22 protein-coding genes (1 of these 22 cut by a window edge) are annotated in these 21,451 nt (G+C 63.0%); 15 read left to right on the top strand and 7 right to left on the bottom strand.

Annotation, left to right across the window (positions count from 1 at the left end; translation table 11 throughout):
• Nucleotides 1-1,216: 1,216 nt before the first annotated feature.
• Both JQ600_RS35875 and JQ600_RS35870 read right to left on the bottom strand, forming a co-directional pair.
• A complete protein-coding gene (locus JQ600_RS35875; RefSeq protein WP_212386182.1) occupies nt 1,217-1,888 on the bottom strand; it encodes a hypothetical protein in 672 nt (223 codons plus the stop codon).
• A gap of 78 nt (nt 1,889-1,966) precedes the next feature.
• Nucleotides 1,967-2,269, bottom strand: a complete 303-nt coding sequence (locus JQ600_RS35870; RefSeq protein WP_212267176.1) for a hypothetical protein — start codon at nt 2,267-2,269, stop codon at nt 1,967-1,969.
• Between the two features lie 727 nt (nt 2,270-2,996).
• On the opposite strand from JQ600_RS35870, the gene JQ600_RS35865 reads away from it, so the two are divergent.
• From JQ600_RS35865 to JQ600_RS35830, 8 genes are all read left to right on the top strand, one after another.
• Complete coding sequence (locus tag JQ600_RS35865; RefSeq protein WP_192738251.1) at nt 2,997-3,779, top strand: SDR family oxidoreductase; 783 nt, start codon at nt 2,997-2,999, stop codon at nt 3,777-3,779.
• Between the two features lie 15 nt (nt 3,780-3,794).
• Nucleotides 3,795-4,784, top strand: coding sequence for an NADPH:quinone reductase (locus tag JQ600_RS35860; RefSeq protein WP_212490416.1), 990 nt, complete (start codon nt 3,795-3,797; stop codon nt 4,782-4,784).
• A 170-nt stretch (nt 4,785-4,954) separates the two neighbouring features.
• Nucleotides 4,955-5,803, top strand: coding sequence for an MBL fold metallo-hydrolase (locus JQ600_RS35855; protein WP_212386184.1), 849 nt, complete (start codon nt 4,955-4,957; stop codon nt 5,801-5,803).
• A 193-nt stretch (nt 5,804-5,996) separates the two neighbouring features.
• Entirely contained in the window at nt 5,997-6,839 is an 843-nt protein-coding gene (locus JQ600_RS35850; RefSeq protein ID WP_212033656.1) for a fumarylacetoacetate hydrolase family protein, read from the top strand.
• Nucleotides 6,840-7,017: 178 nt separating this feature from the next.
• Entirely contained in the window at nt 7,018-7,632 is a 615-nt protein-coding gene (locus JQ600_RS35845) for a glutathione S-transferase family protein (RefSeq protein WP_212267165.1), read from the top strand.
• A gap of 99 nt (nt 7,633-7,731) precedes the next feature.
• Nucleotides 7,732-8,829: a serine hydrolase domain-containing protein gene (locus JQ600_RS35840; RefSeq protein ID WP_249136251.1), complete on the top strand. Its 1,098-nt coding sequence runs from the start codon at nt 7,732-7,734 to the stop codon at nt 8,827-8,829.
• On the top strand, nt 8,826-9,695 hold the full coding sequence (locus JQ600_RS35835) for an MBL fold metallo-hydrolase (RefSeq protein ID WP_212386185.1): 870 nt from the start codon (nt 8,826-8,828) through the stop codon (nt 9,693-9,695). Before JQ600_RS35840 ends, JQ600_RS35835 begins: the two co-directional genes overlap by 4 nt.
• Complete coding sequence (locus tag JQ600_RS35830; RefSeq protein ID WP_212386186.1) at nt 9,692-10,501, top strand: enoyl-CoA hydratase/isomerase family protein; 810 nt, start codon at nt 9,692-9,694, stop codon at nt 10,499-10,501. The genes JQ600_RS35835 and JQ600_RS35830 overlap by 4 nt, the downstream gene beginning before the upstream one ends.
• A gap of 6 nt (nt 10,502-10,507) precedes the next feature.
• Here JQ600_RS35830 and JQ600_RS35825 read toward each other — a convergent pair whose 3' ends face one another.
• Nucleotides 10,508-11,050 (bottom strand): methylated-DNA--[protein]-cysteine S-methyltransferase, encoded by a 543-nt coding sequence (locus JQ600_RS35825; RefSeq protein WP_212267157.1) that lies wholly within the window; start codon nt 11,048-11,050, stop codon nt 10,508-10,510.
• A 180-nt stretch (nt 11,051-11,230) separates the two neighbouring features.
• Here JQ600_RS35825 and JQ600_RS35820 point away from each other — a divergent pair, with 180 nt between their 5' ends.
• Entirely contained in the window at nt 11,231-12,043 is an 813-nt protein-coding gene (locus JQ600_RS35820) for an alpha/beta fold hydrolase (RefSeq protein ID WP_212267155.1), read from the top strand.
• Nucleotides 12,044-12,047: 4 nt separating this feature from the next.
• Entirely contained in the window at nt 12,048-12,860 is an 813-nt protein-coding gene (locus JQ600_RS35815) for an alpha/beta fold hydrolase (protein WP_212386187.1), read from the top strand.
• 13 nt (nt 12,861-12,873) lie between these two features.
• Here the strand turns inward: JQ600_RS35815 and JQ600_RS35810 are convergent, their stop codons facing one another.
• Together JQ600_RS35810 and JQ600_RS35805 are read right to left on the bottom strand one after the other, a co-directional pair.
• Complete coding sequence (locus JQ600_RS35810) at nt 12,874-14,607, bottom strand: adenylate/guanylate cyclase domain-containing protein (RefSeq protein ID WP_212386188.1); 1,734 nt, start codon at nt 14,605-14,607, stop codon at nt 12,874-12,876.
• A 183-nt stretch (nt 14,608-14,790) separates the two neighbouring features.
• The gene (locus tag JQ600_RS35805) at nt 14,791-15,246 is read right to left on the bottom strand and encodes a carboxymuconolactone decarboxylase family protein (protein ID WP_212386223.1); all 456 of its coding nucleotides are present in this window, start codon (nt 15,244-15,246) and stop codon (nt 14,791-14,793) included.
• Between the two features lie 119 nt (nt 15,247-15,365).
• Between JQ600_RS35805 and JQ600_RS35800 the strand changes: the two genes are divergently transcribed.
• The 4 genes from JQ600_RS35800 (at nt 15,366) to JQ600_RS35785 (ending at nt 19,440) form a co-directional block, all read left to right on the top strand.
• Nucleotides 15,366-16,232 carry a sigma-70 family RNA polymerase sigma factor gene (locus JQ600_RS35800; protein WP_212386189.1) on the top strand — a complete coding sequence of 289 codons (867 nt, stop codon included), beginning with the start codon at nt 15,366-15,368 and terminating at the stop codon, nt 16,230-16,232.
• Nucleotides 16,233-16,334: 102 nt separating this feature from the next.
• Nucleotides 16,335-17,009, top strand: a complete 675-nt coding sequence (locus tag JQ600_RS35795; RefSeq protein WP_212267143.1) for a GntR family transcriptional regulator — start codon at nt 16,335-16,337, stop codon at nt 17,007-17,009.
• Between the two features lie 134 nt (nt 17,010-17,143).
• Complete coding sequence (locus JQ600_RS35790) at nt 17,144-17,944, top strand: phytanoyl-CoA dioxygenase family protein (RefSeq protein ID WP_212386190.1); 801 nt, start codon at nt 17,144-17,146, stop codon at nt 17,942-17,944.
• A 176-nt stretch (nt 17,945-18,120) separates the two neighbouring features.
• Entirely contained in the window at nt 18,121-19,440 is a 1,320-nt protein-coding gene (locus tag JQ600_RS35785; RefSeq protein WP_212490415.1) for an NAD(P)H-dependent oxidoreductase, read from the top strand.
• An 8-nt stretch (nt 19,441-19,448) separates the two neighbouring features.
• On the opposite strand, the gene JQ600_RS35780 is transcribed toward JQ600_RS35785, so the two are convergent.
• Together JQ600_RS35780 and JQ600_RS35775 are read right to left on the bottom strand one after the other, a co-directional pair.
• Nucleotides 19,449-19,820, bottom strand: coding sequence for a VOC family protein (locus JQ600_RS35780; RefSeq protein WP_212386224.1), 372 nt, complete (start codon nt 19,818-19,820; stop codon nt 19,449-19,451).
• A gap of 73 nt (nt 19,821-19,893) precedes the next feature.
• Nucleotides 19,894-20,979 (bottom strand): NAD-dependent epimerase/dehydratase family protein, encoded by a 1,086-nt coding sequence (locus JQ600_RS35775; RefSeq protein WP_212490414.1) that lies wholly within the window; start codon nt 20,977-20,979, stop codon nt 19,894-19,896.
• 309 nt (nt 20,980-21,288) lie between these two features.
• Between JQ600_RS35775 and JQ600_RS35770 the strand changes: the two genes are divergently transcribed.
• Nucleotides 21,289-21,451, top strand: partial view of a TRAP transporter substrate-binding protein gene (locus JQ600_RS35770; RefSeq protein WP_212033671.1) — the beginning only. It continues 926 nt past the right edge of the window; only the first 163 of its 1,089 coding nucleotides appear in the window; it begins with the start codon at nt 21,289-21,291; its stop codon lies off the right edge, out of view.

The following is a 21,451-nucleotide window of genomic DNA, read 5'->3' as shown; positions in this document are numbered from 1 at the left end:
CAAGGTGCACACGAGCATACAGGGCAGCGGAGAACACCCGGCCTTCCCTGCGCAATGGCTTTACGGCTTATGCCGTGATCTCCCCGGAGACGAGTTCTTGGTTGACTCCGTCGCTGCCGTTCCCGCTTGCGCTTCTCCGACAGCTTGACGCCTGCAACGGGCGCCAGAACCACACGGTTTTGCCGTACGCCCGTCCACGCCGTCGTCTCAGCGCAAACAAGCGTCCACCGCAACCCGCCCAACGTCCGTGACGACGGCCGACGCCCTTCTGAGTAGGACGGGATGGCTCACATATAAACTGATTTGACCTTCTGTAAAACAGAAATATTTTTTATTTTGGGGCTTGACACGATTTCCGAAAATGCGAAGTGATTTGCCCGTCGGGTTGTTTTGTCGCAGTCGAAGCAACCCCCTCAATCGTCATTCCCCGATGCGCAATTGCGCATCTGAGGGCTCGCGGAGCGAGAACCCGAAAATCCATTGAGCGACGGCGCATGCGCCCTGATGGGTTAAAATCCCCAACAAGCCCACCAGTGAGCTGGATGACTGAGGACGCATTTTAGATTATCGTCCGCCTCTTTGATATCCGCCTCCGCTTCGCGCATCACCTTACCCAGCGCGTAGACAACACAAGAAATAGCGCCCGATTACCCCGGTACTTGGCCGCTGGTCTGGTGCTCTCAAACCCGCCGATAATCGTGGCCCCATAGCGGTCACAGACCCGCCATTCCCACTTGGTCGAGCTTCGCTTGGTAATCAACACTTCCAACACGGTGCGTCCCGCCATCCCCAGTTGCGCACCATCAAGATACCAACGGGCTTTAAGGTGTCGGTTCGCTTTTAGACTCTCAGATGTAATTTGATGAAAGTGAGTGTTTGAAACAGTGTTTGAAACACGGCGTCTAGCGATGTCTCAGTTTGGCAGGTTTGTCACTTTTGTGCCGATGCCGCACGGCTGCCACGTGGTGCTCATTGGTGACGGGATGGCGAGGCCCGCTCGGTCGTTGAGCGATCGGCGGATGTAACTGATCCCAACGCTCCAACAGGACCCCCGGCGGACGATAGCTCACAGCTTTCTTGTACATGGAGCCCAACAAGGGATCGTTTGGCATCGATGTCGCCATAACGGCGATGTTCGGGCAGTCTTGCCGGGCGTATGCTGTTTGGCTGATGACGACACTCCGCCTGCAGGGCGCGCGACAATCACTCCTCAACGTCACAGCACGCATCCGCAGCGCGCCGATCGAGCATAGGCCAAAAGCCGGGGGTCGGCCTTGGAATGCGCCTCGCAAAAGCGGTCTATAATTTGAGTCACTTTCTCGCTGTAGTCTCGCTGCCAGTGTCCGAGCCCGTGTAGAGCGCTCTCCTGGCAAGCGATCGAGTTGAGATGAAGGATGCGCTCCATGGTACGCAGCGCGCAATCGTGGAGAGTTGGCAGGTCCGGATCGCCCGCATGAGCCAAACTCGGAAACGCATCCCACCACATGTAGCCAACACAGTTAAGCGTTCCGGCATCGGCTTCGCTTAGGTGAGATAAATTGGGAGCGCACCGTGGCTCGAACAATTTCGTAAATAGTGCTGCGACAGACTTAACGCAGCGGACACGGTCTTCGACCGGCACATCAGTTGAACAAAACCATCTGTTATCGCCGCTTGCGCTCGTATTCACGAGGTAGGTTAAGCCCTGTGCAATTTGGCTGTCAGCAAATCCCTGTAATGCCGGCTCGGGGTCTTCAAACAGTCGAGTGAAGTAGGATACGGCTTCCACAGGTGGCGGATCCCACCAATCATGGTCCGGATCGAAGTACCAAGGCGCTTGCTGAAAGCGAACTTCGCGTCCAAACGAGTGTTCCAGCCAATCATCAAAAGTGAGTTTTTGCAGGCGCATCACGGAAGCCGCGACCAGTACATCAAGAGGCGATAATCTTGTTGCCTCTCACCGTAGAAGCCCTGAAGTCAGATCAGGTCAATCATTGCCTTCAGCCTTGACCGGCGGCTTCTGCGCGCTCTGAACGCTCTGGCTCAGCGACGCCAGCGCAGTCTTCAGCTCGTCAGAGATGGATGCGATGTCCCGAATGTCTTCGAAGGCCTGAGCGACGCGCTCACTCGCTGATTTCTCGAATGGTTCGAAGCCTTCAGAGATGCGCGGTCCTGCTCCAAGATCTGTGAAAGCGGCCATAGGCCCGAGCAGGAGGATTGCGGTTCCGACGATGCCGATTTTACGGATGTGACGGATTGGCGGTGGCTGCACTAGGCGGTCGTTGGTCATGTCTCCACCTCACGGCGCATAGGCTTGCATCATGCCAATGGTCGCGAACAAACGGTAGATCGGGCGTCGACCATTAGGAGGTACTCCCAAGCAGAGGCGCTTTCTTGTCCAACCATCAGAGCGCGGTCAGCACCATGCGCCGGCAACACCCGCGCGAACTCCCACCCCCTGGCTAACGCCAGTTCGTAGGGCGGGTTCTCTTTAACCCGCCATCTCGCTAGGCAGCCATCGTTTCGGGAGATCAGTGATACAGTTTGTAGACCCATTCGATCGTCGGCAGTGACGTCCCCACAAATACGCCGATCGAGAACGCCTTTCGAATTGGTGTCCCCCAAGGAAACCATCTCGCTCCGCCCATAAAATATACTGCGGCCCAACCGAGAGCAAACACCGTCCAATCGCGCCAAGCGATTTCCATTGCCACTGCAACTATAGCTGCGGTCACAAGGAATAGGCCTAACCGGGAAAGAAGTTGCCCAATCGACTCCCGCACAGGGCCTGACGGGGTCATTTGTTTCTGTTCCATCTTTCAGCCGGTGTGCAGTAGCAGGTATGGCTCATCCGGGCTGACCATCGACCGGCTGAAGCGAGAGCAGCGAATTTAGCAGGCAATGATCGACTGATATGCATTTCGCGCAGCGAAGAGCCACTTATCATGGCCGCTGCGATTGGCTACAGTGTCGCTATCGAAATCTAGAAAATCACCTGACATAACGGGAGTGAGACAGTGGATCTTGGGATCAAAGGCCGCCGCGCCATCGTATGTGCCTCCAGCAAGGGCTTGGGACGCGCCTGCGCGATGCAACTGGCCAATGAAGGCGTGCACGTCACCTTGACGGCGCGCGGCGCCGAGGCGCTGAAAAAGACCGCCGATGAAATCCGCAAAGCGCATCCCGGCGTAACGGTGACGGAAGTCGCCGGCGACATCACCACGCCCCAGGGACGCGCGGACGTGCTCAAAGCCTGTCCCGATCCGGACATTTTGATCAACAACGCCGGCGGCCCGCCGCCCGGCGATTTCCGCAACTGGACCCGCGACGACTGGATCAAGGCTGTCGACGCCAACATGCTCACCCCGATCGAGCTGATCAAGGCGACGGTGGATGGCATGATGGCGCGCAAGTTCGGCCGCATCGTCAACATCACCTCCGCCGCGGTGAAATCGCCGATCGACATATTGGGCCTTTCCAACGGCGCCCGCGCCGGCCTCACCGGCTTTGTTGCCGGTATCTCGCGCAAGACCGTGATCAACAACGTCACCATCAACGGGCTGCTGCCGGGTCCCTTCGACACCGACCGCCTGCGCGGCACCGCAAAGGGCGAAGCCGAGAAGCGCAAAATCGACGTCGAGCAGGTGCTGGCAGAGCGCGCCAAGCTCAATCCCGCCGGACGGTTCGGCACCCCGGAAGAATTCGGCGAGGCCTGCGCCTTCCTGTGCAGCGCCAAGGCCGGCTTCATCACCGGGCAGAACATCCTGCTCGACGGCGGTGCGTTCCCGGGAACGCTGTAGTGTAAGGGGCGCCAGATGAAAGCGGTCTGGTACGAGCGGACGGGCCCTGCGCCCGAGGTGCTGACCTATGGCGAGATGCCGACGCCTGACGCCGGCCCGGGCGAAGTCCGGGTGCGGCTGAAGGCGTCCGGCGTCAATCCCGCCGATGTCGGCCGCCGCGGCGGCAGCTATCGCGCGATGGAGTATCCGCGCGTGATCCCCAACAGCGACGGCGCCGGGATCATCGACCAGGTCGGCGAAGACGTCACGCAATTGAGGGTCGGCCAGCGCGTCTGGCTGTTCAACGGTCAGCGCAACGGCCGCGCCTTCGGCACCGCGGCGGAGTACATCGCGCTCGCCGAGCATCTGGTGACGCCGCTGCCGGACAGTCTTTCATACGCCGCCGGCGCCACGCTCGGAATTCCCGGCATGACGGCGTGGTGCTGCCTGTTCTGCGATGGTCCGATTACGGGAAAAACCGTGCTGGTCACCGGCGGCGCCGGCGCGGTCGGCCATTATGCGGTGCAACTTGCAAAATGGGGCGGCGCGCAGGTGATCGCGACCGTCAGTTCGGAAGCGAAGGCCGAACAGGCGCGGCTTGCCGGCGCCGATCTCGTCATCAACTACCGCAATGATGACGTCATCGCCAAAGTGCTGGCCTTCACCGGCGGGCGCGGCGTCGACCGCGTGGTCGACGTCGATTTTGGCGGCAACATCGCCATCACGCTGAAATTGATGGCAATGAATTCCACCATCGCGGTCTACGCCACCAGCGGCAATCGCACGCCGCTGGTCCCGATGCGCGACCTGATGGAGAAGTGCATCGCACTCCGCGCGCTGGTGCTGTTCGCACTGCCGCCGCCGCTGCTGGCCGCAGCCCAGGCCGACATCACAAAATGGCTCACGGCGGGCAAGCGCATCCACAACGTGGCCGGGGAGTTTGCACTGTCGGAGACGGCCCAGGCGCATCTCGCGGTGGAAAAGGGCGACAAGCTCGGCACCGTCATCGTCGACTGCGCGCGTTAGCTGACTCCCTCGCCCCGCTCTTGCGGGGAGAGGGTTGGGGTGAGGGGCTCCCTCAACGAGCGATTTGCTGGTTGGATAGACCTGTACCCCCTCACCCGGCGCTACGCGCCGACCTCTCCCCGCAAGCGGGGCGAGGTAAGCAAGAAACGAAACAAGGGAGGAACCGCCGGATGCACTGGACGGTAGGCAAGGTCAAAATCACCAAGGTGGTCGAACTGGAGACCGTCGGCAGCACCCGCTTCATCCTGCCGCTCGCAACCAACGAAGAGATCCAGAAGCTGCCCTGGCTGATCCCGCATTTCGCCAATGAAGAGGGCCGCCTCAAAATGTCGATCCATTCGCTGCTGGTGGAAACACCAAAGCGGCGGATCATCGTCGACACCGGATTGGGAAACGACAAGCAGGGCCGCAACGTACCGACCTGGAACAACCGCCAGGACCCGTTCCTCGACAGATTGACCGCGGCGGGCTTTGCGCCTGACAGCATCGACACGGTGCTCTGCACCCACCTGCATGTCGACCATGTCGGCTGGAACACCAGGCTGGTCGGCGGCCAGTGGGTGCCGACCTTCGCCAACGCCCGCTATGTGTTCGGCAAGACCGAATTCGAGCACTGGCGCGACCACAGCGACGAGCCCGACAAAAAGGCGGTGTTCGGCGATTCCGTCAAACCGATCGCGGATGCCGGCAAGGCCGATCTGGTGCCGAGCGATGCCAGGCTTTCGGACGAAATCACTCTGATCCCGACGCCCGGCCACAGCCCCGGCCATATGAGCATCCACATCAAGTCCGACGGCCAGGAGGGCCTGCTCACCGGCGACGTCGCCCATCACCCCTGCCAGATGGCCCATCTCGACTGGTCGTCAACCGCGGATTCCGACCCCAAAGCGTCGGCCGTGACGCGGCGCGAGCTGTTCTCCCGTTTTGCCGACACGCCGACGCTTGTCATCGGCGGGCACTTCAATGCCGGCCATATCAGGCGCGAGGGGGACGCCTTCAAGTTCATCGCGCTGGGGTGAACCCGGATTGTAGGGTGGGTGGAGCGAAGCGATACCCACCGCCTCAGGATGCAGGAAAGCTGGTGGGTATCGCTGCGCTCCACCACCCTACGAATTAAGAGACCTGCAATGCGGGGCGCTTCCGTGGTTGAATTTCCCCGCCCGCTGTTCCATGAAGCATTCCAAGTAAATAAACCCCTGAGGGAGCAGTACAATGAAGCTTGTTCGTTACGGCGCGCTTGGCCAGGAAAAGCCCGGCCTGATCGATAAATCCGGCCAGCTGCGCGATCTTTCCGCGCATGTGAAGGATCTTAACGGCGAGGCCTACGCGCCCGCTTCGCTGGCCAAGCTTGCAGCATTGGACCCCTCAAAACTTCCCGCCGTCGATGGCAAGCCGCGCTTCGGTGCGCCGGTCACCGGCATCTCGAAATTCGTCGCGATCGGCCTCAACTACGTCGATCACGCCAAGGAAACCGGCAATCCGATTCCGCCCGAGCCGATCTTCTTTTTGAAGGCCAACACCTCGCTGAGCGGCCCGAACGACGCGATCGAAAAGCCGCGCGAGTCCAAGAAGCTCGACTGGGAAGTCGAGATCGCCGCCATCATCGGCACCCGCGCCAAATATGTCAGCGAGGCCGACGCGCTCAATCACGTCGCCGGCTACTGCGTCTGCAACGACGTCTCCGAGCGCTACTTCCAGCAGGAGCGCGGCGGCCAATGGACCAAGGGCAAGTCTCACGACACGTTCGGCCCGGTCGGCCCATGGCTGGTGACCAAGGATGAAATCGCCGACGTGCAGAAGCTGTCGATGTGGCTCGACGTCAACGGCAAGCGCTGCCAGACCGGCTCGACCTCGACCATGATCTTCACGATGGCGAAGTGCATTGCCTACGTCTCGACATTCCTCACGCTGCTGCCCGGCGACATCATCACCACGGGCACGCCGCCCGGCGTCGGCGCCGGCATGAAGCCGCCGCAATTCCTCAATGTCGGCGACGTCGTCACCCTCGGCATCGAGGGCCTCGGCGAACAGCGGCAGCAAGTCATCGAGGCGTGAGGCTGGCGGGGTGGAGCACTTGCTCACTCGTCGTCATGCCCGGGCAAAAGCGCGAAGCGCGTCTTCGCGCTGGATGTGCCGGGCATCCACGTCTTGACGGTGCATCGGCAACGAAGACGTGGATGGCCGGGACAAGCCCGGCCATGACGGAGAAATGAACTGGTCAGGGAATAACAACATGAAACTCAGCTTCTCTCCCGCCTCGCCATTCGCTCGCAAGGTCCGCATCGCCGCGATCGAGACCGGACTGATCGACAAGATCGAATTCATTTCGGCGACGGTGGCGCCCGGCACCGTCAACGAGGAATATTCGAAGATCACGCCGCTGAAGAAGCTGCCGGTGCTGATCCTCGACAATGGCGACGTCATTCTGGATTCCTACGTCATCGTCGAATATCTCGACGAACTCGCCGGCGGCAACAGGCTGATCCCGGCCTCCGGCCCGACGCGCTGGCAGGTCAAGTCGGATCATTCGCTGCTGCAGGGCATGCTCGATGCCATGCTGCTGTGCCGCTACGAGGGCATGGTGCGCCCGCAGGAGTTGCGGTGGAAGGCCTGGTCCGACGACCACTGGAACCGGGCCTGGACCGGCATGGCGCGGTTCGAGAACAAGCTAGAGGTGCTGTCGCGGCCGTTCGACATCGTGCAGATCGGCCTCGTCTGCGTGCTCGGTTATGCCGATTTCCGCTTTGCCGATTGCGGCTGGCGCAAGGCGTTCCCGAAGCTCGATGCCTTCCATCAGAAAATGCTGGAGCGGCCGTCGGTGAAAATCTCGGCTCCGCCGCCGGCGTAACAATGGAGACGGCAGCATGCGTGAGGGCGGCAGGAAATTGCGGCGCCTCGGCATCGCTGCCGTGCTCCTGCTGTCGGCGTCCCGCGGGGACAAACCGGCATGGCTTGCGGAACGCCCACCGCCCTCGACGATGGCTGGGCCATCGCCTCCCCCGAAAGCGTCGGCCTCGATGGCGCGCGGCTTTGCACCATCGCGGCGCGCCTGAAGGAAATTCAGGCCAACGTCCACGCCGTGGTCATTGTCCGCCACGGCAAGCTCGTGTTCGAACAGTATTTCGCGGGCTATGACGAGCCCTGGGGCCAGGGCGGCGGCCAGCACGCGTTCGATGCCACCACCCTGCACGACATGCGCTCGGCCTCGAAGAGCGTGATCTCGCTTCTGGTCGGCATCGGGATCGACCGCAAGCTGATCGCCGGCGCGGAAGAGCCCGTCGTCAAATTCTATCCGGAGTATTCTTCCGTCAAATCGCCGGGCTGGGACCAGGTCACGCTTCGCCATCTGCTCACAATGTCGTCCGGCATGCAGTGGGACGAGAACCGCGCCTGGAACGATCCGAAGAACGACGAACCGCATTTGGGCAGCGAGACCGACCCGATCCGCTACATTCTGTCGAAGCCGATCGTAAAGCCGCCGGACAATGTGTGGACCTATAATGGCGGCGGGACGGATTTGCTCGGCAATATCCTCGAACGCGTCTCCGGCAAGCCGCTGGAAGCGTTCGCGCGCGAGGTGCTGTTTGGGCCGATCGGAATTACCGATCTGGAATGGAAGACCTACTCGAAGAACGGCAAGGTCGCTTCCGCCGTCGGCCTGCGGATGCGGCCGCGCGATGCCGCCAAGCTCGGCCAAATGGTGCTCAATCGCGGCACCTGGGGCGGACAACAAATTGTCTCGCCGGAATGGATCGAGCAATCGGTGCGGCCGCGCTTTCAGGCGATCGGCTATTTCAGCGGGCTGTTCTTCTATGGCCAGCAATGGTGGATGGGCCGTTCTATCGCGCAGGAGAAGGAAGTGAAATGGATTGCCGCGATGGGCCTCGGCGGCCAGCGGCTTTTCATCGTGCCCGACCGCGACCTTGTGGTGATGACGACATCAGGGCTTTATCCTCAACCACGCCAGGGCGACGGAGCGTTGGATATGATGGCGAACTACATCCTTCCCGCCGTTCGCGACGACAAGAACAAGGAAAAGCCATGAGCCTGAAATTCACCGTCGGCGATCTCACCATCCACCGTATCATCGAGCAGGAAGCCGCCTTCGTGCCGGCGCTGGAGATGCTGCCGGGGCTAACGCCGGAACTGCTGGCGGAAAACCGCGGCTGGATGCAGAAGGCCGGCGCGCTCGACGCCGATGACGTGCTGATCCTGTGTTTCCAGTCCTACATCGTGAAGACGCCGCACCACACCATCCTGATCGACAGCTGCATCGGCAACGACAAGCCGCGGCCGCTGCGTCCGAAATGGAACATGAAGACCGACGACACTTATATCCGAGGGCTTGCCGCGGCGGGTTTTGCCGTCGGCGATATCGACTATGTCATGTGTACGCATCTGCATGTCGATCACGTCGGCTGGAACACGCGGCTGGAAAACGGCCGCTGGGTGCCGACCTTCCCGAAGGCGCGTTACGTGTTCGGCAAGACCGAGTTCGACTACTGGACCGAGACGCATGCCAAGACGCCGGTGCCGCCGTTCGGCGACAGCGTGTTGCCGGTGGTCGAAGCCAGACAGTCCGAAATCGTGCGCGACGATTTTGCGATCGGCGACCACGCGCGCCTCTTGCCGACGCCGGGCCACACCCCCGGCCATCTCGCCTTCACCTTCGGCCGCGGCAAGGACGATGCGGTGTTCTCGGGCGATCTGATGCATTCGCCGCTGCAGACGCGCTATCCGGAAATGTCGGTCAAGTTCGACGTCGACCAGGCGCAGGCGGGCGTCACGCGCCGCAGTTTCCTCGAACGCTATTGCGACACCGACACGCTGTGCTGCACCGCGCATTTCCCCTCACCGTCGACAGGCAAAATCCGTCGCGCCGGCAACGGATTTACCTGCGAGGCGATATGAGCGCGGCCCCGGAAACACCTGCCTTCGAAACCCTCGCGCTGGAACGGGTCGACGAGCACGTGACGATCGTGCGGCTGAACCGGCCGGACGCCTCCAATGCGCTCAACACCCAGATGGGCCGCGATCTCGTGCGCGCTTTCGAGGATGTGGCGCTCGACCCCGCCAATCTGCGCTGCATCGTCCTGACCGGATCCGGCGACAAGGCGTTCTGCGCCGGCGGCGACCTCAAGGAACGCCGCGGCATGACCGACGAGCAATGGACGCGCCAGCACGTGATCTTCGAGCGGATGGTGCGGGCGCTGATCGACTGCCCGGTCCCGATCATCGGCGCCGTCAATGGCGCGGCCTATGGCGGCGGCTGCGAGATCGCAGGCGCTTGCGATTTCCTCTACGCCGCCGAGACCGCACGCTTTGCCCTGACCGAGGTCACGCTCGGCATCATGCCGGGCGGCGGCGGCACGCAAACCCTGCCCCGCGCGGTCGGCGAGCGCCGCGCCAAGGAACTGATCCTGACCGGCAAACCCTTCACGGCAGCGCAGGCGCGCGACTGGGGCCTCGTCAACGAAGTGTTTCCGCAAGCCGACCTGCTGCGGGAAGCGCTGGCGACCGCGTCGCACATCGCCCGCAACGCCCCGATCTCGATCCGCCAGGCCAAGCTCGCAATCCACCGCGGCCTGCAATCATCGCTGCGCGACGGGCTTGCGCTCGAGATCGAGGCCTATAACCGGATGGTCCCGACCGAGGACCGCCGCGAAGGCGTGCTGGCGTTCAACGAAAAGCGCCCGCCGAACTTCAAGGGGCGCTAACGCGCTTCAATCGAACAGGTTCGGCGTGTGGTTCACCACCGCGCCTTCGATCGCCAGCATTTTGAGTTTCGTCACCACGCCGCCATTGGCGGAGAAGCCGCCCGGCTTGTTGCCCGCCGCCAGCACGCGGTGGCAGGGCACCACGATCGGACAGGGGTTGCGGCCGAGTGCCTGGCCGACGTCGCGCGACAGCTCGACGCCGCCGAGCTTTTTCGCGATGTCGCCATAGGTCATGGTCTGGCCCGGCGGAATGGTGCGCGCGATGTCGTAGACGCCGCGGTTGAATTCGGGCACGCCGTCGAGGTCGAGCACGACGTCCGCCAGGTCGTTCGGCTTGCCGGCCAGGAGTTCGACGATACCTTCAATCGCAGCCTGCACGTTCGCCGGCGGATGCGCCTCGTCGATGTCGCCATGGCGCTGCTGCAGCCGGGTGCGGGTTTTCTTCTCGTCGCCCATCGGCAGTTGCACCGACACAATGCCGCGCTCGCCCCACACGATGCCACAGCGGCCGATCGGGGTGTCGAATATCGCAAATTGCTGTTCGGTCATGATCTCGCTCCAGATCCTCTCGCTCCGATAGTTTGAGCTTGATGCTGGTCCCAAATCTAGGCTTGGAGATTGTTGCTATCCACCCGAAACCTGAGGGAACTTGACGGCATAAACAACTTCCGATGATGTGGGATATTCACCGCGCCATTCAATGGCGCCGCCCCGCACACCGAGCCCCCCATGCAAACCCTCCCCGTCAACGGCTTCGACATGGCCTATCTCGAGGCCGGTGACGGCCCGCCGCTGGTGTGCGTGCATGGCTCGCTGTGCGACTTCCGGATCTGGTCGTCGGTGATGGGGCTGCTGTCGAAAAAACACCGCGTCATCGCGCCGTCGCTGCGGCATTTCTTTCCCGACCATTGGGACGGAATCGGCGACACCTATTCGATCGCGCAGCATGTCGACGACGTGATCGCCTTCATCGAGAAACTCGGCATCGGACCGGTCGATCTGATGGGCCACTCCCGCGGCGGGCACATCACGTTTCGCGTCGCGCAGCGCCGGCCGGACCTGTTACGAAAACTGATCCTGGCCGAGCCCGGCGGCGAACTCGACGCCTCGCTCGATCCCGCCTACGAGCCCGGCCCCTCGCCGCTGGCGGCCCGAATTGCAGCGTCCGCGGAGGTCATCGCCAAGGGCGATATCGATGGCGGGCTTGCCATCTTCATCGACGCGCTCGAAGGACCCGGGGCCTGGAAGCGCCTGCCGGCGACGCCGAAGCAGTTGCTGCGCGACAACGCCACCACGCTGATCGGCCAGATGCGCGACTCGCGTCCGCCGTTCTCCAAGGCGGATGCGGAAGCGATCACGACGCCGACGCTGTTCATCGGCGGCGCCAACACCAGGGGCACGCCGCCGCTGGTGCTGCGTGCGCTGGCCGCGAATGTGAAGGGGTCCCGCACCGAGATGATCCCCCGCGCCACGCATCCGATGTTCGAACAGGCGCCGCAGAAATATTGCGAGATCGTGCTCGCGTTCCTGGCAGAGGCTTGATCCCATGCAAACGCTTCCCGTCAACGGCTACGACATCGCCTATCTCGACGTCGGACAGGGCCCGCCGCTGGTCTGCGTCCACGGCACGCTCGGCGATTTCCGCACCTGGTATCCGGTGCTCGGACCGCTGTCGAAAAAACACCGCGTGATCTCGCTCAGCCTGCGGCACTTTTTCCCGGAGCATTGGGACGGCGTCGGCGACGACTATCTGATGGCGCAGCATGTCTCCGACGTGATCGGCTTCATCGAGCAACTGAAACTCGGTCCCGTCGACCTGATGGGCCATTCCCGCGGCGGGCATATCGCCTTTCGCGTCGCCGAGCAGCGGCCGGATCTATTGCGCAAGCTGGTGCTCGCCGAGCCCGGCGGCGACCTCGACGCCACGCTCAGTTCAGCCGGTGCGGGCCCGGGTTCGTCGGCGATTGCGGCGCGGATTCCGGCTGCGGTGGAGAAAGTAAAAGCCGGCGATATCGACGGCGCGCTCGACCTGATCGTCGACATGATCGATGGCGAGGGCACGTGGAAGCGACTGCCGGCCGCACCCAAACAGCAGCTCCGCGACAACGCCTATACGCTGATCGGCCAGGTCGGCGAGAAACGCCGGCCATTTTCACGCAGCGAAGCGGAATCGATCAGGATGCCGACGTTGCTGATCGGCGGCGGCGACACGCAGGGCTCGCTGGCCCAGATCTGGCGCGTGCTGGCACAGCATATTCCGGGCGCCAGAACGGCCGTGATCCCCGGCGCCCGCCACTGGATCTTCGATCAGGCGCCGCAGGAATATTCCGACGCCGTAATGGAATTCCTGGCGGCGTGATCGCCGCCGGTTGTCATTTCTGATCGAGAATCCATGCGCCGTCCCAATCGGCGGCCGGCGGGTTTGCCTGAAACTCACCGATGCGTTTGATGAATACCCTGGACGGCCCGTCGCCGGGGACCGCTTCGAGCCCGGCGCTGAAGGCGTGGCGCGCGTCGTCCCAACGGCCCTCGCGATAGGCGGCGAGCCCCTTCGAATAACTGTCCAGCAGCGACACCTGGTCCGGCGTGAGTTCGTCCTCGCGCCCGATGATCTCGAACACCGTCTCCGGCTGGCTCTGGCCGACCACGACCAGACGGTCGATCTCGCGAAACGCCAATCCGTCACCGGCTGCGGCGATGGTCGGCGCCGAGACCAGGCAATGGCTGCCATAGGCCTTGTTGGCGCCCTCCAGCCGCGACGCCAGATTCACCGCGTCGCCCATCACCGTGTAGCTCATCATGAATTCCGAACCGATGCTGCCGACCAGCACCTCGCCGGTCGCAACGCCGATACGGACGTCGCAGTCGCTGGGCACCGTGCGCACGCCGAGCAATTCGGGAAGCTCCGTCCGCAACGTTGTACCGCGGCGAGCCATGTCGATCGCAGCCAAACAGGCCAGCCGCGCCTGCTCGCCGTCTTCGTTGAACGGAGGACCCCAATAGGCCATGATCGCGTCGCCGATATATTTGTCGATAATGCCATGATGGTTGCGGATCGGCCCCGACATGGTCGACAGATAATGGTTCATGACCTTGACCAGCCCCTGCGGCGTCATGCCCGTGCTGAGGCTGGTAAACCCCTTCATGTCGCAGAACAGCACGGTCATCACGCGGCGCTCGCCATCGGTTGTGGTCAGCGATTGACGGTTGATCAATCCTTCCACGACGCGCGGGTCGATATAGCGGCCGAAGGTCTCGCGCATCTTCTCCTTGTGACGCAACTGTTCGACCATGTTGTTGAACGCGGACGTGAGCTGGCCGATCTCGTCCCGCGTGGTGACGTCGATCGATCCATCGAGGCGGCCGGCCTCGACGGCGCGGGTGCCATCCAGCAGCCGCCGGACCGGCCGGGTGATGCCCATGCTGACGAAGATCGCGAACATCAACCCCAATACGGCCGCCAGCACCGTCAGGATCATGGAGATCACAATGGCCTTTTGCTGGTCACGCATCGTCACCACGGCATCGCTGCGGACCTGCACCAGCATATCCTTTCGGATTTCCTCCACCTTCTGATTGAAATCGTCGCGCAGCGTGTCGGCCCGGGCGAGGCTCGCCCTTACCTCGGCGAAATTGCCGGAAGCGAGCAGTGGCAACATCCGCTTGTTCTCATCGCTCAAGTAGCGGCGAAGGTCCTTGTTGACGTTCTCGATCCGGTCGTCGATCCGGCCGAGCCTGGCGTTATCGGAATCGGTAGAGGTGTCGTCGATGATCGCATTGATCAGCACCCGCGCGGCCTGCGCCTCTTTGTCGATCTCCAGGTCTTTCGCCTCATAGGTTTTTTGATGCTCCGCAAAAGCGGCATCATCCGGCGGCGACTGCGTCTTTGCGATTACCATCCTGCGAACCGCCAGCGCCTGCTCCAGCGAGCGGACATTCATCCGCGCCAGATGCCCGTAGGCCTCGACATATTTGCCGCTTAACTCATCGAGCTGATGGGCGACCTTTCGCGTCATCACCGTCGACAGAACCGATGTGATCGCCATCAGGACGATCAGCCCGACCGCGATGGCAAGGATTCGTTTGCGGATCGACGGTCGCAACATGGATCGGGGCTCTGACATAACGGGCGGACCGGAATGGATGGTGGGGCAAACGAAAAAGCCCGGCCGATCGGGATCGGCCAGGCTTGTTCTTTAGCTCGCGCAGGTAAATTAAGCACGAGCCGGCGCACTGGAATTGCGGCCAGTGTCCCGGGATTCCGGGCCGGACCCCCGCGTAATCGCCCCTCACACCTTCCAGACGCCCACCGGCTGGCGCACGGCGACGTTGAGCCTGTTCCAGACATTGATGTTGGCGATCGCCAGGACCAGCGCTGCAAGCTCCTGTTCGTCGAACTGCATGTCGGCCTCATTCCAGATCGCATCCGGTACCGGGTCGGCGCGGTCGCTGATGCGGGTCAGCGCTTCCGTCAGCGCCAATGCGGCCCGCTCGGCGTCCGTGAAGTAAGGCGTGTCGTGCCAGGCCGCGACCGCGAACAGCCGCTCATCGGTCTCGCCGGCTTTCTTGGCGAGCTTGGGGTGCATGTCGACGCAGACGCTGCAGCCGTTGATCTGGCTGGCGCGCAGATGCACCAGTTCAAGCAGCTTTTCCGGCAAGCTGTTCTTGGTCAGTTCGCCGAGCGAGTGCAGCGCCTTCATGGCGTCGGGAACGACCATGACGGGGTGGTTCATTCGAGCCTGCATCATCTTTGATTCTCCATCCAGTTTTGTTCGGTTTTGACGCCGCCATGCCGATTTGCTGTCACATCGGCACGGTTTCGTTCGTCATAGCCAAGACGGAACGCGACATGGGAATGTGACCGATGGACGAGAAAAAGTTTCTGGCCGAGAAATTCGAGGCCAACCGAGGCCATTTGCGGGCGGTGGCCTACCGCATGCTGGGATCGACCGCCGAGGTCGACGATGCCGTGCAGGAGACCTGGCTGCGCTTGAGCCGTACCGATACCGGCGCGGTCGAAAACCTCGGCGGCTGGCTGACCACGGTGGTCGCCCGTGTCTGCCTCGACATGCTGCGGTCACGCAAATCGCGGCGCGAGCAACCGATCGGCCCGGATGTGCCGGAACCTGCGGCCAACGACGAACACGAGCGCGATGCTGATATGGCCGATTCCGTCGGCGCGGCGCTGTTGGTGGTGCTGGAGACGCTGGCGCCGGCCGAACGGCTTGCCTTCGTGCTGCACGACATGTTTGCCGTTCCCTTTGAGGAGATCGCGCCGATCGTCGGCCGCACGCCCGCCGCAGCGAGGCAACTCGCCAGCCGCGCCCGCCGCCGGGTGCAGGGCACCCCGCCCGCGCCGGACGCCGATTTCAGCCGCCAGAAACAGATCGTCGATGCGTTCCTGGCGGCCTCGCGCAGCGGTGACTTCGAAGGGCTGCTCGCGGTGCTGGATCCTGACGTGGTGTTCCGTGCCGACCAGGCCGCTCAGCGGCTCGGTTCGCTGCCGGAAATCCGCGGCGCTGCGGCGGTTGCCGAAACCTTCAAGGGCCGCGCCCAGGCCGCAAGGCCCGCGCTGGTCGACGGCGCGCTGGCGGTCGCCGTCGTCCTCGGCGGGCAATTGCGCATCGTGCTGCGGCTGACCATCAGCGGCGAGCGGATATCGGCGGTGGACGCGGTGGCTGACGCGGAAGCGATCGGCACGTTCGACGTGGAGGTGCTTGCGCCCGGCTAGCTTCGGCCAGAGTTCCACACGTCAAAGCCCCCTTGACCGTGCAGCCAGCCAGGGGTATCAATACCGAATACGGAATTCCGTATTCCATTTTGGACGGCTGGCATGATCCCGTTAGATCCGCTCCCCAACCTGATCGACCAAGTCTATGCCCGGATCCTCGAGGCGATCATTGATCGCACGCTGCCGCCGGGGCAGCGCATCACCCAGAACGAGCTGGCCGAGAAGCTTGGCGTATCGCGCCAGCCGGTTTCCCACGCCCTGCATCTGCTGCACCGGCAGGGCCTGGTGGCCGAGAGCGGCCGCCGTGGGTTCGAGGTCACCGAGCTCGATCCGGCGCGTATCCGCCAGCTCTACGAGGTCCGCGGGGCCATCGACGCCCTGGCGGCACGGCTTGCCGCCGGACGTGTGAAGACCGACACGGCCGGGCGCGCGGCGCTGGAAGCGGCACTGCAAGCCGGCCGGACCATCGGCGAGGACACCCCGCTGGCGCGGCTGATTGCGCTCGACGTCGACTTTCACAGCGCGATCTACCGCCTCGCAGGAAACCCCGCGATCGAGGAAATGATCGCGCCGCAATGGCCGCATATGCGCCGCTCGATGGCGACCGTGCTGGCCGAACTCGACTACCGCGACAGCGCCTGGAGCGAACACGAGGCGATCGCGGTGCGGATTCTGGCCGGCAAGGCTGGGGAAGCCGAGGCCGCGGCATTGGCGCATGCGCAAACGGCGGGACGGATGACGGAGGAAAGACTGAGGGCGACGGATAGGGCGGCGTAAGTCGTCATTCCGGGGCGTGACGAAGTCACGAGCCCGGAATCCATAACCACGATCGTGAGTATGGATTCCGGGCCTGCGCCAAGAGGCGCATCCTGGAATGACAAACAATAGAAAATAAAACAGGAGGAACGACCATGAAACTCACGCAAGAGCAGATCGACTATTTCAACCGCGAAGGCTGGCTGTTTCTGCCCGAGCTGTTCAGCCCCGAGGAAGTGGCCTATCTCGCGCGCGAGGCCGAAGGCATCTACGACGCTGATCGACCCGAGGTGTGGCGCGAGAAGAGCGGTGCGCCGCGCACCGCCTTTGCGGCGCATCTCTACAACGAGGCGTTCGGCGTGCTCGGCGCGCATCCGCGCATGATCGAGCCGGTCGAGCAGGTGTTCGGCGAAAAAGTCTACATGCATCAATACAAGATCAACGCCAAATCCGCCTTCACCGGCGACGTCTGGCAATGGCATCAGGATTACGGCACCTGGAAGCGCGACGACGGCATGCTGCTGCCGCGCGCGATGAACATCGCGATCTTCCTCGACGAGGTGATGCCGATTAACGGTCCCCTGATGCTGGTGCCGAAGAGCCAGCACGCCGGCGACCTCAAGGCCTCGCACGATCTCGAAACCACCTCCTATCCCTTGTGGACGCTGGACGAGGCCACGGTGACGAGGCTGGTGAAGGAAGGCGGCATCGTCGCGCCCACCGGCAAGGCCGGCGGCATGCTGATGTTCCACGGCAATCTGGTGCACGGTTCAGCCGGCAACATCACGCCCTATCCGCGCAAGATCGTCTATTTGACGCTGAATGCGGTTTCCAATTACATCCGCACGCCGACGCGGCCGGAATATATCGCCCATCGCGATTTCACGCCGATCCAGACCGTCGATGACGACGCGTTGCTGCGATTGGCGCGGGCGCATCGCCAGGCGGCGGAGTAGAACCGCTCTCGTGCCCCGGACGCAGCGCAGCGTGCACAGGATCGCGCTACGCGCGATTCCGACGTTGCGCTGCTGAGCCGGGGCCTTTCTTTCGATCGTCCACTTGGGTCCCGGCTCTGCGGAGCAGCGTTTCACGCTGCACCGCGTCCGGGACACGCCACACCCGGAAATCCGCCATGAACCTCCACCACCTCCTCCAGGCCCGCCATGCGGCGGGCAAACCGGTTCGCGTCGCGCTGATCGGCGCCGGCAAATTCGGCTCGATGTTCCTGGCACAGGTGCCGCACACGCCTGGACTTGAGGTGCCGCTGATTATCGATCTCGACCGCGACCGCGCGCGCGAGGCGTGCCGTACCGTCGGCTGGGACCAGGAGCGGATCGCACGGACCGCCTTCACCGATGATGGCGCGCGCGCGATCTCGGGCGGCGCAATGGATGTCGTGGTGGAAGCGACCGGCAATCCGGCCGTCGGCATCCGGCATGCCCGCGCCGCGATTGCCGCCGGCAAGCATGTCGTGATGGTCAATGTCGAGGCCGATGTGCTGGCAGGTCCGCTGCTGGCGGAGGAAGCCCGCAAGGCCGGCGTGGTCTATTCGCTGGCCTATGGCGATCAGCCGGCGCTAACCGCCGAAATGGTGGACTGGGCGCGCGCGACGGGATTCCGCGTCGTCGCTGCCGGCAAAGGTACAAAGTATCTGCCGGCCTATCATGACGTGACGCCGGAAGGCGTCTGGGGCCATTACGGCCTCACCGCGGATGAAGCACAATCGGCCGGCATGAACCCGCAAATGTTCAACTCGTTTCTGGACGGCACCAAATCCGCGATCGAGATGGCGGCGATCGCCAATGCTTGCCAACTCAACGTGCCCACGGACGGCCTAAAGTTTCCGCCCTGCGGCGTCGACGACCTGCCGCATGTGATGCGGCCGCGCGACAAAGGCGGCGTGCTGGAGAAATCCGGCGTGGTCGAAGTGGTGTCGTCGCTGGAGCGCGACGGCCGGGCGGTGTTTCGCGATCTGCGCTGGGGCGTCTACGTCGTGCTGGAAGCGCCGAACGATTACGCCGCGGATTGTTTCAGGCAATACGGGCTGAAGACCGACGCCTCGGGCCGGTATGCGGCGATGTACAAGCCCTATCATCTGATCGGGCTGGAGCTGAACATCTCGATCCTGTCGGCGGCACTGCGCAATGAGCCGACCGGGCAGCCCCATGGTTTTCGCGGGGACGTCGCGGCGGTCGCAAAACGCGACTTACGCGCCGGCGAAATGCTCGACGGCGAAGGCGGCTACACGGTGTGGGGCAAGTTGATGCCGGCAGCCGCCAGCCTCAAAGCCGGCGCGCTGCCGATTGGTCTGGCCCATCGCGTCAAGCTGAAGAACAACGTCGCTCACGGCGCCGTGGTGCGCTGGAGCGATGTCGAGGTCGACGAAGCCAACGACACCATCAGGACGCGCAAGGCGATGGAAGCGAAGTTTGCCGCGACGGGTAACATGTAGCGATTGGATTACACCTGGTTCCGGCGGCAGACCGCCTCGATGTTGTGGCCATCGGGATCGAGCACGAACGCCCCGTAGTAATTTTCGTGATATTGCGGGCGTAGCCCCGGTTGCCCATTGTCTCGTCCCCCGGCTGCGAGCGCGGCCTGGTGAAACCGGTCTACGGTTTCCCTGTCGTGGGCCGCAAAGGCGACGTGGCTGCCGGTCTGCGAAGCGTCTTTCTCGCCGATCCAGAAGAATGCCTTCCGGTCGGCCCCATAGCCGGCGGCGGTTGGACCGTCAGCGTACAAGCGCTCGATGCCGAGCGGACGGAGCGCCTGATCATAGAATTTCCTTGACCGCTCGATATCGCTGACGCCCAGCGAGACGTGATCCAGCATCTTGAGGCTCCAATGTTTCATCCCGTCAAATCATGATGGCATCTGGCGCGGATCAGCGCAGCCCCCGAGAGTGCTACGGCAGCAAGCGGCTCGATCGCGCCAGTCCGAACCATTTCCGGAACATCGCCTCGGTGTCCATCATCTCCGTAAAGCCGGCCTGGTTGATCTTCACGGTCGAGACGATCGACGGCGGGCCTGCCTGGGTCTGGCCATGGCGCATGCTGTAATCGGCGTACTGGAACGACAGGCCGACAAATTCTTCAAGGCCGGGCGAAATCAGATTATGCTTACGCCGCAACTCGTCCCACGGCGCGATCCACTTGGGATATTCCTGCGCCAGCGACAGCGGCACGGCGTTGCCCGGCTTCATCTCAAGCGCGTCTGCTATCGCCGGCCAGACATTCTCCCAGGTGAAGACATCGCCATTGGTGACGTTGAAGGCTTCGTTGCGCGCGGCGGCCGCCTCGCCGGCCCAGGCGATCGCGCGCGCCAAAAGATCGACGTCGACCGCTTGCGACACCCGCGCGGCACCGCCGGGATAATCGAGCGGCCGGCCCTGCTCGCGCAGCATGGCGGCATAGACGCCGAGCGGCGGGATCAGGTCCATCGCGCCGCCGATTGTCTCACCGACGATCAACACCGGACGCAAAATGCTCCAGTGCCAGGCCTTGCCCTGCTGCAGCTCACGCAGGAAATTCTCCTGCGCCCAGTAGAAATTCGGCTGCTCGTACATTTCCGAGCGGCCTTCGCGCGCCGGCACGGTGAGCGGGCGGACGTGGACGCCATAGGCCTTGGTGCCCTGCAGAAGTGCGACATGCCGAAGCTGCGGCGCGACCGGTTCGAGCGCGGCCATCAGATTGCGCAGCATCAAATCGTTGGTGCGGATCTGATCCTGATCGCGCCAGCCGTCGACCAGATTGGGCGCTTCATACAGCGCAGCGTAGACGAGATGGGTGGCGCCCTGCAGTTCGGTTGCAGCGCGCCGGCACTGCGCGGGATCGGTGAGGTCGATCTGCACGTGCCTGAAGCCATGGAGCTCGCGCGGCCTGCGCCGCGACAGCGCCAGAACGTCGCATCCCCCGGCGGCGCCGAAGTGCCGCAATGCGGCATTTCCCACCAATCCCGTGGCGCCCGCGACCACGACCTTCTTCTCTGCCATTTCCGGCTCCAGCGGCGATTACCGGCCTTCCTATCAGACCAACGCCGGTCGCGTCAGTCTACGTCTTAGCCTTTCGTCGTGTGAAGGCCGGGCATGTGAAGGCCGGACCATTGCGTAAACTTATTGCAGCTGTTCGCAGCTGCGGCGGGGCCAGAACCCTTGATTATCGACCCCCGATTGGTCATCCTGACCTACGGGTTTGAAAGGATTGATCTCAATCACCAATCGAACGTCGGCCATCGTCGGACAGAAACGACAATTCAAGATCGTTGTCCCGTGGTCAGTATTAAAAAACAAAAGGGGAAACGAATGAAACGTCGTGATTTTATCAAAGTAGGCGGTGTCGGTCTCGCTGCGACTGCGGTCGCATCACCTGCCATCGCGCAATCCAATCCTGAAATTAAGTGGCGGCTTGCGGCCAGCTGGCCAAAGGCACTCGATACGCTCTACGGCGGCTGCGAATTTTTCTGCA

Source organism: Bradyrhizobium sp. AUGA SZCCT0176, from assembly GCF_018130145.1.
Lineage (GTDB): Bacteria > Pseudomonadota > Alphaproteobacteria > Rhizobiales > Xanthobacteraceae > Bradyrhizobium.
The sequence above is the reverse complement of the archived record's forward strand: the minus strand, read 5'-3'. Positions and strand labels throughout refer to the sequence as shown.